Here is a 15307-nt window from a genome sequence, read left to right as displayed (position 1 = left end):
GTTGGTCGTGTTGTGGCGGCCCAGGCTGGAGGCATGACACGAACCTGGTTCATCACGGGCGTGAGCACCGGCTTCGGCCGGCACCTCGCCGAACAGCTGCTTTCCGCCGGCGACCGCGTCGCGGGCACCGTCCGCCGCCTCGACTCGGTGGCCGACCTCGTCGAGTCGTACGGCTCCGCGTTCCACGTCTCCCTGCTGGAGATGACCGACACCGCTGCCATCCGCCCGGCCGTCGACGCCGCGCACGCCCACTTCGGGCGCCTGGACGTCGTGGTCAGCAACGCCGGCTACGGCCTGATGGGCGCCGCCGAGGAGCTCACCGACGAGCAGGTGCGCCACCAGCTCGACACCAACCTGCTGGGCTCCATCCAGCTCATCCGCGCCGCTGTGAGCCACCTCCGCGCCGACGGCGGCGGCCGCATCCTGCAGCTCTCCTCGGTCGGCGGCCAGGTCGCCTGGCCGGGTGGCTCCCTCTACCACGCGACGAAGTGGGGCATCGAAGGCTTCGCCGACGCCCTCGCCGACGAAGTCGCGCCCTTCGGCATCGGCGTCACCCTCGTCGAACCAGGTGGCGCCCGCACCGAGTTCCGCTACGGCAACTCGCAGCTGGCGCCCAAGATCGACGCCTACGCGGTGTCCCCGGCGTCCCGCATCCGCCAGGTCCTGGAGGAACGCACCAGCCTCGCCATCGGCGACCCCGCCCGCATGGCGGCGGCCATGATCGCCACCGTGGACCAGACCCCGGCGCCCCGTCGCCTGGTCCTGGGCAGCGACGCGTGGACGGCGATCACGGACGCGCTGGAGGCACGGCTCGCGGAGGTGCGGGAGCAGAAGAGCGTGGCGTTCTCGACGGACCTGTAGGCATTCCGGTGTCACCGCCTCACCCTCGGTGCCGGCGCTTCACCACCGAAGACGCGTGAGGTGTGGCCGGCCCTCGATGCTCGACGCCGGCCGCGTTTTGCCGGACCTCCGCCATCGGTCGCGTACGAGCCGCGCATCAGCGGCCGATGCCAGGCTCCGCGTCATCTGCGCCACTCGCGCCTTCCGCGAGCCACCGCCTCTTTCGGCGGGCCTCAACTGCCGTAGCGGTCCTTCACCACCGAAGGCGTGTCGAGGTTGTGGCCCGCGTCCATGCTCTGCGCCAGCCGCAGGTACTGGCCCTCGGCCCACATCAAGGGCGCGGCGCTGCCCGTCGGACGGCCGAGGGCGAAACAGCCGCTCGAACGGTCCCACACCTGCTCGGGGATGAAGTAGCCGTCGTTGGCGGCGTCGGCCATGGACTTGAGGTAGACCGCGGCCGAGCGGCCGTTGGCGAGCTCGTACTCGCCGCGTTCGCCGGACAGCACGGGCCACAGCCGCCCGAAGCGTTGCGGGCCGCCGGCGGGCCAGCCGGTGCAGGCGGAGGTGCTTTCGCCGTAGCTGTCGTGCGGGTAGCGGTGGAAGTAGACGTCCCCGTCGGGCAGGGTCACCTGCATCGGCGCGTTGCCGTCCGACGCGGCGGCCGTCGGGGCGATCGAGGCGGCGATCGTCGGGTCGGACGGCGCGCGCACGCCGAGCCGCACGAGGTCGAGGAAGCCGAAGTCGACCACGTCGTGCTCGTAGAAACAGCCTTCGTCGAAGCAGATCTGGCCGCCGTCGTCGGGGTCGGTGCCCTTGTCGAGCCGTTCGTAGTACGTGTGGCCGCCCCAGAAACCGGACTTCGTCACAGTCCACGTGTCGAGCGACGCCCGCCAGGAGTCCGCTGTGGACTCCCACGTGGTGGCGCTCGCGGTGTCGCCGTTCGCGCGGGCGATCGCGCCGGCCGTCACGAGTCCCGCGATCTCCGCGGCGATCGACGACGGCGACCGGCCGTACTGCTCTTCCCAGCGTTCGGTCGTGGCGGGACCGCTCGTGCGCAGGTGCTCGGCGGTGACCTTGACCTTCGCGTACGTGGCGGCGTCGGTGAGACCGGTCAGCCAGGCGAGCACGATCGCGTCGGCGTCCTGGTCGAGCTGCTCGCAACACCCGAGCTGCTGAGCACTGGCGCCGGCAACGCCGCTCACGGGGCTGTAGCGCGGGAAGGCGCCGGCCGGGTACGTCGTGCCGTCGCCGGCGGTCGGCGAGCCGATCCATTGCGAGCCCCACAGGAACTGTGCCATGCGTTTCGGCTGCGCGGTGTCGCCGGCGGCCAGGAGACCGGTGGCCTGTTGGTAGAGGTCCCGGCCCCACACGCGGTGGTAACCGTCGCCGAGACTGTCGCCGTTGACGACGTCGCCCCACGGCGTCGCGAGCCCGGCCACGCTGGCTCCGCGGAACGTCTTGTCCTCGGCCGCGTGCAATGCCATCGCGGCGACGTAATACGCGCGGCGCCGCTGCTGATCCCCCGAGACGCTGACGGGCGCGGCCTTGAGGCTGCCGACGTAGGAGTTCCAGCCCGTGCGGTAGCCGGATTCCAGCGAGCCGAACCCCACGGTCAGTGAACCGGTTGCGGCACTCGTCGCGGCTTGTGCGGTCGAGCCGTACCCGAGGGCGGCGGTGAAGGTCGTGTCCGCGCCGACCGGAATCTGTCCACACTGGACGACGTTGCCGGCGCCGGAGACGGAGTCGAACCCATTGTCCAGCGCATGATCGGCGCGCAAGTCGACGAGACAGTCGCTGGCGGCGCCGGAGTATCCGTTGTCGTGCGCGGAAAAGCCGGTCGACACCCGCAGCGAGGACACAATGGTGGTCGTCGTGCCGAAGAGGTTCTCCGTGCCACTCGCCACAAGCCCACTGCCGTCCCACGACGCCGTGTCCCCGCCCGCGCCACCCGCCATGGACGGGTTGGCGAGCAGGTAAAGCCGATACGTGCCACCGTCGAGCGACTGGAACCGCGTGCGGGTCACGAGCGTCGCGCGGGCCGGGTCGGTGACATACGTGGTCGTGATGCGGTAGCGGCCGCTCTTCGCGGTGTTGGTGACGGTGTATTCGAGGGACTTCTCGTCGGGCATCGAGACGACGTGGTTCGTGGCGTCGCGTTCGAGGTCGACGAAGGAGGAGCCGTCGGTGATCACGTACTGCATGTCCTGCGTCTCGGGGACGTCCACGCGCGGGTAGAAGACCTCGGACGTCACGCCGTTCGCGACGGTGAACCAGACGGGACTCTGCGTCGTCGCCGAGGTGCCGAGTGCGGACTTGTCCCCGGTGGTCCAGGACGAGGGGCCACCGCAGCAGTCGGTCGCGGTGCCACTCGCGGGGGTTGCCGCGATGCCCGCCACCAACGCCAGCGCCAGCACTCCCGCACGCGCCTTCTTCCAGGTCCTCATCCGCTCCCTCTCCGCAGCCTCGGCCGCCCATCGTGCCGTGGCGGCGCCGATCCGGCCACGGCCGAAGGAAGGGTTCCGACACACCACCTGATGGGGTGACGGCCACGGTCGGAGAAACTGTCGTACCCGGATGGTCTCCTGAATCCCGGAAGCGGCCCCCACCCCGGGGCGCCGCCGGAACCCGAGGAGAACACCATGGCCGGAGACACGGTCGTCACCATCGTCGGCAACCTCACGTCCGACCCGGAACTGCGCTTCACCCCGTCCGGCGCCGCAGTCGCCAACTTCACCGTCGCGTCCACCCCGCGCACCTTCGACCGCGCCTCCGGCGAATGGAAAGACGGGGAAGCCCTCTTCTTACGCTGCGCACTCTGGCGCCAGCCCGCGGAAAACGCCGCGGAATCCCTCACCCGCGGCGCGCGCGTCATCGTCCAGGGCCGCCTCACCCAACGCTCCTACGACACCAAGGAAGGCGAACGCCGCACTGTCGTGGAACTCCAGGTCGACGAAATCGGCCCCTCCCTGCGCTACGCCACGGCGAAAGTCAACCGCGCCAACCGTTCCGGGCCGCCTGCTGGTGATTCCCCGGAGAGTTCGGGCGGTTCCGACAGCCCGTGGTCCCAGGCCGCCGCCGGGATGCCGGCCGCGGCGGGTGCGGGGGATCCGCCGTTCTGACTTTGCCCGCCGGCGCACGGTGAAGCACGCCCACTACTGGCCGTCGCGAAAGCGCAGCGGCCAACTGATGGCACTCGGTCCACTGCAGTCGCGGCGGCCTGCACCGTTGTCACTTGTCCGTCGGCACGGGATGGCGCGGATGGCCATCAGCGCCGCCGGCACGGCGGTCGAGCCCGCCTGGTGGCCGCCGCGTCGGAACGCCGTGCCAGTTGTCGCGGCGGCACTGCGGCCAGTTCGCGGCGGTCGCCTCGCCACCGTCGTCGCTGGTGGCAGAGGTCCGACCTCCCCGTGTCCGTCCACAAAGGACGAATCAGGGTGTCGCCTGCCGAGCGTCAGCCGAGTTCGGCGAGCATGGCCTTGAGGATGCGGCTCAATCTCGCCGCGTCGTCGGGGCTGGTGGCCGAAGAAAGGAGTTTCGCGAGACCCGCGGCGTGGTCGGTGAGGGTCGCGTCGATGACGTCGCGGCCGGCGGGGGTGAGGGTGATGCGGAAGCTGCGGCGGTCGGCCGGGTCGAGGCTGCGCTCGACGTACCCCGCTGCCTCCAGGCGGTCGAGGCGGTTGGTCATGCCGGCGCGGGAGGTCATCAGCGCGGCCGAGAGCTCGGAGGGGGTGAGCGTGTAGGGCGAGCCGGTGCGGCGCAGCGCGGCGAGCACGTCGAACTCGCCGGGGCGCAGGCCGTGCTCGGTGAACACGCGCTCCACCGCGGACTCGACCAGCCGGGTCAGCTGGGCGAGCCGGCCGAACACGTCCATGGCGGACAGGTCCAGGTCCGGCCGTTCCTGCCGCCACTGCGCGATGACCTCGTCGACGGCATCGCAAGACTCACTCACACCTGAAGTCTAGGCGAACGAAGGGAGCACCCACCGCCCGAGACACACCCCGAATCCGGCGCGACCTACCCGGCTTCGCCCGCGCGGTCCGCGACCCCGAGCCGCAGGTGTTCGCTGTGGTAGACGGCTTCGTCGAGCAGCTGGGCGACGTGGCTGTCGTGCAGGCTGTAGACGATGCTGCGGCCGTTGCGGGTGCCCACGACCAGCCCGAGGTTGCGCAACAGCCGCAGCTGGTGCGACACGGCCGACTGCTCCATCCCGACCGCGGCCACCAGGTCGCCGACAGCGAGAGGCTGTTCGCGCAGCGCGCTGAGGATCAGCAAGCGGCTCGGGGTCGCGAGCGCCTGCAGCGTGGTGGCCACCGCGGCCGCGGTGGTCGCGTCGAGCGGTCCCGCGGGGCGGCGGCGCCCTTCGACCCCGTGTCCCATGGAGAGGAGACTAGAACACCGCAGGAGACATGAACATATCTTCATTCGTTCTGCTACCGTTCCGGACATGGAAAGCGCAGGACACGGGCATGGGCACGGCCACGGGCACTGGACCCGGCTCAGGCACGCCCTGAAACCGCACAGCCACGAGTCGGCTGAGCTCGTCGACGACACGCTCGAGGCGAGCCGCTCCGGGATGCGCGCGTTGTGGCTGTCGTTCGCCGGGCTGCTGGCGACGGCGGTCGCCCAGCTTGTGGTGGTCGGGTTCACCGGGTCGGTCGCACTGCTCGGCGACACGTTGCACAACTTCGCCGACGCGCTGACCGCGGCGCCGCTCGCGGTCGCGTTCTTGCTCGCGCGGAGGCAGGCGACGCGCCGCTTCACGCACGGGCTCGGGCGCGCCGAAGATCTCGCCGGCCTGGTGATCCTGGTGGTGATGGCCGGGTCCGCGGCGCTCGCGGGATACGAGGCGATCGACCGTCTGCTGAACCCGCGCCCGATGACGGGCGCCGGGTGGGTGGCGCTCGCCGGCGTGATCGGTTTCGTGGGCAACGAGCTCGTCGCGCGCTTCCGCATCCGCGTCGGGCGGCAGATCGGGTCGGCGGCGCTCGTCGCGGACGGGCTCCACGCGCGGACCGACGGGTTCGCCAGCCTCGCCGTAGTGCTCGCGGCGGGCGGGGCACTCGTCGGCTGGACGTGGGCCGATCCGGTGGTGGGCCTGCTCATCACGGTGGCGATCGTGCTGGTGCTGCGCGACGCCGCGCGCGAGGTGTTCGGCCGGCTGCTCGACGCCGTCGACCCGCACCTGGTGGACGACGCCGAGCACGCGCTCGCCGAGACGCCCGGCGTGCTCGGCGTCGACGTGATCCGGCTGCGCTGGATCGGCCACACCCTCGCGGCCGAGGCAGAGGTGTCGGTCGACCCCGGCCGCACGCTGGCCGAGGCGCACGGCATCGCGCACACCGCCGAGCAGCGCATGGCGACGGCCTTGCCGCGGCTCGCGCGGGCGTTGATCCACGCGCACCCGGCGCGTGACGTCAACGTCGTTCCCGCGGGCGTCAAGGAAGCGTGAGCGCCGGAGGCAAGCCGAGCGGCGGCGCCGCACGCTGGGGTTCGTCAGGGTGATGCGTGGGAAGAGGGCGTGCGGTGAGTGATCTCGACGGTTCGGTGCTGCTGGTGGGCGTGTTCATCGCGTTCGCGGTGGTGCTGCGGGGGTTGCAGTGGTGGCTCGGCCGCGACCGCGGGCTGGCGCACACTCAACAGCAGTGCGGCCCGCGCCAGGCCTCGCGGCCCTCCGGCACCGCGACCACCGCGATGACCAGCGCGACGACCGGATCGGCTCAGTACCAGCCGAACAGCGTGTTGAGCGGCAGCCCGGCCGGCAACACCGCCGAGCGGTAAGGGCACAGCAGGGTCTGCTCGGAGTCGGCCACGGCGCTCGCGGAGCCGAGCTCGCGGCCGGCGCTGCGCTGCGCGCCCGACACCCCCGGCATCACTTGTCGGCGACACCGCGACCAGCCCGGAGCCGAGCTCGCGGCCGGCCCTGTCTTGCGCGCCCGACAGCACCGGGATCACTGCCGGCGACATCGCGACCAGCACTATCCCGACGGTCGAGCGCCCCGCCTCGCGCCCCCACACCAGCGCCCCACGGCGTCGGCCACGACGTACGCCGCCAACGCGAAGAACGACACACCGATCGCCTTCAGCGTCGCCGGCTCCCGCCGTTCCGGACGAACTGCCATGCCACCGCCGCCTCCACCACTGAATCCCAGCCCGAACGCCATCAGCGCACCCGAGCCCGCCGCCTCCCGCGCGACCACGGCGGCGACCACGTTGTGCGCCATCGGCCAAGCCACCGCGCCCGGCGCGCGAACACGCGCCCCCGCTCCCCGAAACCGCCGCCGATCGCCGAGGACGCCGGCTCGGGCGCACAGCAATCGGCCCCGCCGCACCATTCGTCGGCAATCGTGGGTTCGACCCGCGCCTCGTGACTCATCACGCCACCTCCGTGCCGAGTAGGTCGTCGCCCACAACCGACCCTCAACCACGCGTTGCCGCTTGGCTGAAGCCTCCGGCGCAGCGGAAGACCAGCCGAATAGCACCCGACTGCCTCGACAGCCGCCGGCGCGAGCCGCGGCTCGTCGGGCCTGCTCAGCCCGTGCGTCTCGGCTAAGCGCGCCGGGCAGGCGACGCCGTCAGGACGGCGATGAGGATGCGGCACGGCGTCGGGTCTGTCGGGACGCGGCCAGCTCGGGCGAGGGCTGGTTAGCGGGTTTTCACAGCTCCGCATGCGCGCTGAAAAGTACGATCTCTTTGACAGACCCTGAACCGAAGACCTCCGCAAAGGCCAACGCGGAACGCCGTAAGATCTCTAGGCTGCCCGCGGAACCCGCGGATCCCCAACGCAAGGAGACCGATGTCCTCGACCGTCTCGGCGTCCAGTGGGGTTCGGCGGGGCGCGGCGCGCGTCGCGACGGAGGTGTTGGCGCCGTGGGTGTGGGTGCTGGGGTTGCCGCTCGCGGTGGCGTGGGAGGTGACCGGCCACCGGGTCGGGGCGACGGTTCTGTGGGGGCTCGTCGTGGGAGTCACGGGGTCGCTGATTCCCATGGCCGTCATCGTGCGCGGGGCGCGGCGCGGGAAGTGGGACTCGCACCACGTGACCAACCGGGCGGGTCGGGTGGTGCCGCTCGCGGTGTGCCTGGCCTCGCTGGCGGCGGGGTTCGTGGCGCTGATCGTCGGTGGGGCACCTGAAGAACTGATCGCGCTCACGGCGACCGAGCTGGCGTGCCTCGTGGTGGCGGTGGCGATCACGTTCGGGCTGAAGTTCAAGATCTCCATCCACGCCGAGGTCGCCGCGGGCGCGACGGTGATGCTCGTGTGGGTGTACGGGCCGTGGCTGCTCCTGCTGATGCCGTTCGTGCTGTGGGTCGCGTGGTCGCGCGTGGAGCTGGGTGACCACACGACGGCCGAGGTGACCAGCGGCGTCTTCGTGGGCGTGGTGGTGGGCGGCGCCGTCTACTTCGGACTCCTGGCCGCGCTCTCGTAGACTGTCGGGCGTGGACAACCTCCTCGGCGACTACCTCCGGGCGCGGCGCCAGCTCGTGTCGCCCGAAGACGTCGGCCTGCCCGCCGGCGGGCGTCGGCGCGTGCGCGGCCTGCGCCGCGAGGAGCTGGCGCTGCTGGCCGGGATCAGCAGCGACTACTACATGCGCCTCGAGCAGGGCCGCGACCAGAACCCGTCCGCGCAGGTCCTCGACGCGCTGGCTCGCGTGCTGGACCTCGACGACGACGCCACGAACCACCTCCACAGCCTCACCGCCCCTGCGCCCGCCACGGCCGCAGGGCCGGCGCCGGTGGTGCCAGCGAGCATCGCCGAGCTGATCGGCACCTGGCCGACCACGCCCGCGTACGTGCAGGACCGCCTCACCAACGTCCTCGCCGCCAACGCCATCGCCACCGCGCTCTCGCCCCACTACGCGCCCGGCCACAACCTCCTGCGCGCGGTGTTTCTCGACCCCGCCGAGCAGGATTTCCGCGTGGACTGGGACGAGATGACCGCCGACGGCGTGGGAGGCCTGCGCGCCTCGCTCGGCCGTGACGTCGGCGACCCCGCCGCCACCGAACTCGTCACCGAGCTCTCCGCGAAGAGCGAGCGCTTCCGCGAACTGTGGTCCCGCCACGACATCAAGCCCCGCACGGGCCACCTCGCCCGCTTCCGCCACCCGGCCGCCGGCCCCCTCGACCTGCACAGCGACAAGCTCACCCTCCCCGGCCCGGAAGCGCTGTCGCTGGTGGTCTTCCACGCCGTCCCGGGCAGCCGCCACGCCGAAACACTCGCGTCGCTGGCCAACCTCGTCGACAGCAAGTAGAAGGCACTGCCGCAGGCGGGTCCCGCACACCCGGACCCGCCCGCGGCAGAAGCACAGCTCGCGCTCTCGAACACCTTCACTGCGCCGAGCGCCGCGCCCATCGCCGCGCTCGCCTCACGCTCGATCACGATCTCGACGAGCACCGGCCGGCGCGTGCACTCAGCTTCCGTACGAGCCCACTCCAGCGACAGCCGGATCTCGCTTGGGTCGACCACACGGGTGCCGGAGCAGCCGCGGGGGCCGGAATGATCTTCACGTTGTCGCGCTGGGGAGCCGGAGGCAACGCCGACGTTACCCGTCGTGCGCGACCACCCGGCCGTGTGCGTGGTGCCCTCCTCGGCGACCGCTTGCGTGGCGGGGACTCGGGCCATCGTCAGCTCTCCTCGTCAGTCGCGTCCGGAGAGCTCTTCGACGACCTTCAGCAGCGCCGAGTGGTCCAGCGAGCCGTGACCCATCGCGCGCCCTGCGGCCACGAGCTGGGCGACCAGCCCGGTCAGCGGCAGGGCGACGTCGGCCTGGCGCGCGGCCGCGAGCGCGATGCCCATGTCCTTGTGGTGCAGGTCGATCCGGAAGCCCGGCTGGAACTGCCGCGCGACCATCGACTTGCGCTTGAGCTCCAGGATCCGGCTGCCGGCGAGCCCGCCCGCCAGCACGTCGAGCCCGGTGCCGGCGTCCACCCCGGACGCTTCGAGCAGCACGATCGCCTCGGCGACCAGCCCGTAGATGCCGCCGACCACCAGCTGGTTGGCCGCCTTCACGACCTGGCCGGCGCCGTGGGGTCCCACGTGGACGATCGTCTTGCCGAGCACCTCGAAGATCGGCTTGGCCGCCTCGAAGTCCCCGGCCTCGCCACCGACCATGATGGACAGTGCGGCCTGCTCCGCGCCCGCCTGGCCGCCGGAGACCGGCGCGTCGAGCACCCGGATCCTCTTGGCGCTACCGGCCTTCGCCACGGCGATCGACGTCTCCGGCCGGATGGTGCTCATGTCGGCCAGCAGCGTGCCCGGCTTGACGACGTCGAGGACCCCGCCCGCCGCCAGCACCACCTGCTCGACCTGCGGGTGGTCGGGCAGCATCGTGACGACCACGTCCGCCTCGGCCACCGCATCGGCCACGTCGGACGCCGCGCGCCCGCCCGCGGCGGTCAGCTTCGCCAGCGCGTCGGCGCTCAGGTCGAAACCGCTCACGTCGTGTCCCGCACCGGCCAGGTGCGCGGCCATCGGCGTGCCCATCACGCCCAGGCCGATGAATCCCACCTTGCTCATTTGTCTCCCCTTCGCTCTTCCGGCAGCCAGGCCAGCGACGCGAGCGTGGGACCGTCCGGTTTGTACTCGATCCCCACGTGTCCGCGGTAGCCCGCCGCCTCCAGCTTTTCCAGGTGTCCCTCGAGGTCCAGCTCCCCCGTGCCCGGCTGGTGCCGGCCCGGCGCGTCGGCGATCTGCACGTGCCCGGTGCGCGGGGTGTACCCGGCGATCACGGAGTCGAGGTCGTCGCCGTTCATCGCCAGGTGGTAGAGGTCCGCGAGCAGCAGCACGTTGTCCAGCCCCAGCCGGTCGGCCACCGCGACGGCGTCGGCCGCCGTTTTCAGTGGGTACGCCGGCGTACCCGACAGCGGCTCGAGCACGATCTGAGCCCCGATCTTGCCCGCCGCCTCCGCAGCCGTGGCCAGGTGCTCCAGCGCCAGCGAGTCCTGTTCGGACGGTGCGACGCCGTCGATCCGGTTGCCGTACAGCGCGTTGAAGCTGCGGCAGCCGAGCCGGTCCGCGATCCCGATCGCGATCGTCAGGCTCACCGCGAACTCGGCCTCGCGCCCGACCCACGACACGAGCCCGCGCTCGCCCGCGGCCATGTCGCCCGCGTACAGGTTGAGCCCGGTCAGCCGCACGCCGGCCTGCTCGATGGAGCGCACGAACTTCTCGACCTCGACCGGCCGCGGGTCGGCGCTGTCGAACGGCCACCAGTACTCGACGGCGGTGAAGCCCGCTGCCCGAGCGGCCTGCGCGCGCTCGAGCAGCGGGAGCTCGGTGAACAGGATCGACAGGTTGGCGGTGTAGGGCAGCGAGTGCCGCACCCCGGCGGGACCGGTCATCGGATACCTCGGCTCATCGGATTGCTCTGACCTCTTCATTTCGCATCGCGGAAGCTTTCTTCCGTATATCGAGACTAGCCGCCCGACGGGTACGCGGTCAACGGCCACGGATTAGAGCGCACGCCCCCGAGCGCACACGGCTAGAGGGCACGCAGTTAAAGAGCACGCAATTAGAGGGCCGAGTGCAGTTGCGGCACCGCGGCACCGTCGGCACGGGCCGCGAGGTCCACCACGGTGTCGACGGTCGGCTCCAGCGCGCAGTGCGCCCGTGCGTCGCGGAAGCACCGTTCGAGCACGGCGTCGCCGGGGTAGGCCGAGGACAACCGCAGCGCCGCCTCGGTGATGGCCGTGACGGCTTCCCCCACGGACAGCCAGAGGTGGAAGAACGTCGCCAACGCGTGGGCGGGGTCCCAGCTGTACGTCGCGAACGCGTCAGCGGCCAGCACCCGCACGGCCGAAGCCCGCAGGCGCATCCGGGCCAGTTCCGTGCGCGCCGCGCCCGTACCACCCGCGGCGACCCGCTCGATCGACGCCTCCGCGAGCCCCAGCGCGACGGCCGCGCCGAGGCCGAGAAACCACGGCAGCGCCAGATCCAGTATCACTTCAGCGCCGTCGCCGTCGCGCCCGAGCACCGTGTTTTCCGGCAGCTGCACGGGATCCGCGCACACCGTGGTGGCCGCGGACGCCCGCAACCCCAGGCCGCCGCCCGAAGCGGGCACGAACAAGCCCGGCGCGTGACCGGGCACGAACCAGAGCGTCGCGGCGCCCCGGCCGCTCGCCGGCCGGGTCGACCACACGTAGCTGTCGGCCTCGCCCGCCGCGATCACACCCGCCTTCCGGCCCGCCAGGTCGACGACCCCGCCGTGGGCACTGGCCACGCCGTCGGGCGCGAGCAGTCGGCTGCCCGGCACCGCGTCGGACAGCGCCAGCGTGCTGAGGTGGCGGCCCGCGGCGAGGTCCCCGCGCACGGACTGGTCGGCGTGCGCCTCCAGCACCGCGACGGCCGCGAAGTGCGAACGCAGCACCGTGGCCGTGCTCGCGCACGAACGCGCCACCACTTCGACCACCCGCGCGGCTTCCGCCAGCCCGTGGCCACCGCCGCCGAGGCGCCGCGACGCCGTCATCGCGAGCACACCCTTGCGGCTCAACGCGGCCACCGCCGCTCGTGGGAACCGCGCGAGCCGGTCGGCCTCGGCCGCGGCCGGCGCGACGGTTGCGGCCACGGTCCGGGAGATTTCTTCGACAGAAGGCACCATTGCCCCCTTCGTTCGGGGTTTGCCGCGAGGAAAAGAGCGCGCGGGACCCGCCGTCCCCGCACGTCCGCGGTGAAGGCGGCCGGGACGGGAGACGGCGGGTCCATGGGAAGGCGGTACGGGACCGCCCTCAGGTGTTCTGCACGTGCTGCCAGCCGAAGCGGCCCTTGATGCAGAGGTTTCCGTGGGTCACGGAGCTGTCGTGCGGGCTGGTGACCTTCACGATCTCGTTGTCCTGCACGTGCAGCGTGAGGTTGCAGCCGACCCCGCAGAACGTGCACACGGTCGTGGTTTCCGTCTGGGCGGACTCGTCCCAGGTGCCGTCCTCGCGTTTGTCGTGCTCGGCCTTGAAGCTGAGCGCGCCCGTGGGACAGACCTCGACGCAGTTTCCACAGTAGACACACGCGCTGTCGGGCAGCGGCGTCGAGAACTCCGTGGAGATCCGCGCACCGAACCCGCGCCCGGCCACGGAGATCGCGAACGAGTTCTGCCACTGGTCACCGCACGCGTCCACGCACTTGTAGCACAGGATGCACTTGCCGTAGTCCCGCACGTAGAGCGCGTTGTCCACCTTGACCGGCTGACGCACGGTGGCCGCGGTCAGGCCGTCGACGGGCTCGTGCTCGCCCGGCAGCGCGTCGTCGCGATCGTCGGAAGGCGGCGCCGGCGGGCCGAACCGCTCGGGGTCGGCGCCCGCCTCCGCCATCCATTCGGCGACGCCGGGCGTGGTCGACAGGTCCGTCGCCGACCCGAGCAGTTCCAGCACCACCTTGCGGCTGGTCCGCGTGCGCTCGGAATCCGTGTGCACGACCATGCCCGGCTCCGCCTTGCGCGAGCACGAAGGCACCAGGGTCCGCGAGCCCTCGACCTCCACCATGCACACGCGGCACGCGTTGGCGGGCTTGAGCGTGTCGCCGTAGCACAGCGTGGGGATCTCCTTCCCCACTGCCGAGCAGGCGTCGAGAATCGTCGCGCCTTCGGGCACGCTGACGGTCTGACCATCCACAGTGAACTCGACGAGACGCTTCGGCAGTCCCAGTTCGACGATCGTCATGGCTCCTCCACGGTAAAGAGTGTGTCGTCGGTGGTCATGACTCCGCTCCGTCCAACGCACCCAGCCGCTCGACGGCCGACTCGATCGCGTTCCACGCCGTCTGCCCCAGCCCACAGATCGAAGAGTCCCGCATCACCTGCCCAACCTCCCGCAGCAGCGCGAGATCGTCCGCGCCGGTACTCAGCTTGCGGCCGCCGACGATGCGGCTCACCGCTTCCTCCTGCCGGACCGTCCCGATCCGGCAGGGCACGCACTGCCCGCACGACTCGTCGCGGAAGAACGACGCGATGCGCAGCAGGAACCCGCCGAGGTCGGCTTTGTCGTCCAGCGCCAGGACGACGCCGGAGCCGAGCGTGGTGCCGGCGGCGCGCGCGTCCTCCATCGTCAGCGGCAGGTCGAGCTCGTCGGGCCGCACGAACCCGCCGGCCGCGCCGCCCAGCAGCACCGCCCGCAGCTCGCGGCCTTCCGGCACTCCCCCGGCCAGCTCCAGCAGCTCGCGCAGCGTGGTGCCGAACGGGACCTCGTAGACGCCGGGCTTGCGCACGTTGCCCGACAGGCAGAACAGCTTGGGCCCGGCCGATTTCTCCGTGCCGATCTTCCGGTACGCCGCGTAACCGGCGGTGAGGATCGGCGGCACGTTGACCAGCGTCTCGACGTTGTTCACCACTGTCGGCTTGCCGAACAGGCCCTGCTCGGTCGGGAACGGCGGCTTCGACCTCGGCTCCCCGCGGAAGCCCTCGATCGAGTTGAAGATCGCCGTCTCCTCGCCGCAGATGTAGGCGCCGGCGCCGCGGCGGATCTCGATGTCGAACGAGAACCCCTCGTGGCCCATGATGTCGGTGCCGAGGAACCCGCGCTCGCGGGCGACGTCGATCGCGTTCTGCACGAGCCGGCGCGCCCGGGGGTACTCGCCGCGCAGGTACAGGTAGCCGAGGGTGGCGCCGGTCGCGAACCCGGCGATCGTCATCGCCTCGACCAGCGCGAACGGGTCGCCCTCCAGCAGCACGCGGTCCTTGAACGTGCCGGGCTCGCTCTCGTCCGCGTTGCACACCAGGTAGTGCGGCAGGGCGGGCTGGCGCGCCGCGCCCTCCCACTTGCGCCCGGTCGGGAACGCGGCACCGCCGCGGCCCATCAGCCCGGAGTCGGTGACCTCGCGGATCACGCCGTTCGGGCCGAGCTGCAACGCGTTGCGCAGCGCCGCGTAGCCGCCGGTGGCACGGTAGTCGTCGAGGCTTTCCGGGTCGACAGCCCCGACCCGGTGCAGCAGCTTGAGCGACTCCCGGTCCGTCTGGTGCAGCACCGGCGCCGCACCCTCCTCCGTGGCCGGAGAGCGGCCCGCGGCCAGCACGACCTCCGCGCCGGTGGCGGGCGCGAGCAGCTCGCTGCCCGCCGGGTCGCCGGCCTCGAACGCCAGCGCCGCGGGCGCCTTCTCGCACACACCCAGGCACGGGCTGCGCAGCCACGTCACGCCGCCGCGCGCCTTGCCCGCGGGGCCGACGTGCTCGGTGAGCGTGTCGCACACCGTGTCGGCCCCGCTGACGCGGCACGCCAGGTCGGTGCACACGTGCACCACCCGTTCCGGTCGCTCGGTGAGCGAGAACAGCGAGTAGAAGCTCGCCACGCCGTACGCGTCGGCCGGCGGCACGTGCAGCTTCTCGCAGATGTAGTTCAGCGCGCCCTGGCTGATCCAGCCGACGCGGTCGTTCACGGCGTGCAGCGCGGGCAGCAACTGGTCTCGCGCCGCACCCTCGGGCAACGCGTCCACGGCCGCGCGTTCTTCGAAGGTGGCCTTCGCGTCGAGGAACTGAAGATCCATCCCTGCCCC

General features: G+C 71.8%; 13 protein-coding genes and 2 pseudogenes. 5 read left to right on the top strand and 10 right to left on the bottom strand.

The genetic code is table 11. From position 1 onward, the window contains the following. The first annotated feature begins 33 nt into the window (after window positions 1-33). Complete coding sequence (locus ABZU76_RS23960; protein ID WP_354873223.1) at window positions 34-861, top strand: SDR family oxidoreductase; 828 nt, start codon at window positions 34-36, stop codon at window positions 859-861. A gap of 212 nt (window positions 862-1073) precedes the next feature. On the opposite strand, the gene ABZU76_RS23955 is transcribed toward ABZU76_RS23960, so the two are convergent. Further along, entirely contained in the window at window positions 1074-3284 is a 2211-nt protein-coding gene (locus tag ABZU76_RS23955) for a glycoside hydrolase family 15 protein (protein WP_354873221.1), read from the bottom strand. Window positions 3285-3479: 195 nt separating this feature from the next. Here ABZU76_RS23955 and ABZU76_RS23950 point away from each other — a divergent pair, with 195 nt between their 5' ends. Further along, entirely contained in the window at window positions 3480-3959 is a 480-nt protein-coding gene (locus ABZU76_RS23950) for a single-stranded DNA-binding protein (RefSeq protein WP_354873219.1), read from the top strand. Window positions 3960-4291: 332 nt separating this feature from the next. On the opposite strand, the gene ABZU76_RS23945 is transcribed toward ABZU76_RS23950, so the two are convergent. Both ABZU76_RS23945 and ABZU76_RS23940 read right to left on the bottom strand, forming a co-directional pair. Next, on the bottom strand, window positions 4292-4789 hold the full coding sequence (locus ABZU76_RS23945) for a MarR family transcriptional regulator (protein ID WP_354873217.1): 498 nt from the start codon (window positions 4787-4789) through the stop codon (window positions 4292-4294). Between the two features lie 65 nt (window positions 4790-4854). Next, window positions 4855-5217 (bottom strand): metalloregulator ArsR/SmtB family transcription factor, encoded by a 363-nt coding sequence (locus ABZU76_RS23940; protein ID WP_354873215.1) that lies wholly within the window; start codon window positions 5215-5217, stop codon window positions 4855-4857. Window positions 5218-5284: 67 nt separating this feature from the next. Between ABZU76_RS23940 and ABZU76_RS23935 the strand changes: the two genes are divergently transcribed. Continuing rightward, window positions 5285-6289: a cation diffusion facilitator family transporter gene (locus ABZU76_RS23935; protein WP_354873213.1), complete on the top strand. Its 1005-nt coding sequence runs from the start codon at window positions 5285-5287 to the stop codon at window positions 6287-6289. 184 nt (window positions 6290-6473) lie between these two features. On the opposite strand, the pseudogene ABZU76_RS23930 reads toward ABZU76_RS23935, so the two are convergent. Continuing rightward, window positions 6474-7061: pseudogene (locus ABZU76_RS23930) on the bottom strand (cobalt transporter). Window positions 7062-7633: 572 nt separating this feature from the next. Here ABZU76_RS23930 and ABZU76_RS23925 point away from each other — a divergent pair. Both ABZU76_RS23925 and ABZU76_RS23920 read left to right on the top strand, forming a co-directional pair. Beyond that, window positions 7634-8263, top strand: a complete 630-nt coding sequence (locus ABZU76_RS23925) for a hypothetical protein (protein ID WP_354873211.1) — start codon at window positions 7634-7636, stop codon at window positions 8261-8263. A gap of 10 nt (window positions 8264-8273) precedes the next feature. Further along, entirely contained in the window at window positions 8274-9086 is an 813-nt protein-coding gene (locus ABZU76_RS23920) for a helix-turn-helix transcriptional regulator (RefSeq protein WP_354873209.1), read from the top strand. Between the two features lie 65 nt (window positions 9087-9151). Here the strand turns inward: ABZU76_RS23920 and ABZU76_RS23915 are convergent. The 6 genes and pseudogenes from ABZU76_RS23915 to ABZU76_RS23890 all read right to left on the bottom strand — a co-directional run. Then, window positions 9152-9319 (bottom strand): annotated as a pseudogene (locus ABZU76_RS23915) (glyoxylate carboligase); the annotation flags it as partial. A gap of 153 nt (window positions 9320-9472) precedes the next feature. Then, the gene (locus ABZU76_RS23910; RefSeq protein ID WP_354873207.1) at window positions 9473-10351 is read right to left on the bottom strand and encodes a 2-hydroxy-3-oxopropionate reductase; all 879 of its coding nucleotides are present in this window, start codon (window positions 10349-10351) and stop codon (window positions 9473-9475) included. Beyond that, window positions 10348-11175 (bottom strand): TIM barrel protein, encoded by an 828-nt coding sequence (locus ABZU76_RS23905; RefSeq protein WP_354873205.1) that lies wholly within the window; start codon window positions 11173-11175, stop codon window positions 10348-10350. Before ABZU76_RS23905 ends, ABZU76_RS23910 begins: the two co-directional genes overlap by 4 nt. A 170-nt stretch (window positions 11176-11345) precedes the next feature. Further along, window positions 11346-12428 (bottom strand): acyl-CoA dehydrogenase family protein, encoded by a 1083-nt coding sequence (locus ABZU76_RS23900; RefSeq protein WP_354873203.1) that lies wholly within the window; start codon window positions 12426-12428, stop codon window positions 11346-11348. 130 nt (window positions 12429-12558) lie between these two features. Then, a complete protein-coding gene (locus ABZU76_RS23895; protein ID WP_354873201.1) occupies window positions 12559-13482 on the bottom strand; it encodes a 2Fe-2S iron-sulfur cluster-binding protein in 924 nt (307 codons plus the stop codon). Between the two features lie 34 nt (window positions 13483-13516). After that, window positions 13517-15298 (bottom strand): NAD(P)H-dependent oxidoreductase subunit E, encoded by a 1782-nt coding sequence (locus ABZU76_RS23890; protein ID WP_354873199.1) that lies wholly within the window; start codon window positions 15296-15298, stop codon window positions 13517-13519. Between the last annotated feature and the right edge of the window lie 9 nt (window positions 15299-15307).

The sequence above is a fragment of the Amycolatopsis sp. NPDC005232 genome, assembly GCF_040607795.1.
Classification (GTDB): Bacteria; Actinomycetota; Actinomycetes; order Mycobacteriales; family Pseudonocardiaceae; genus Amycolatopsis.
Note: the sequence above shows the minus strand (reverse complement) of the source record. Positions and strands in the feature narration are given on the sequence as shown.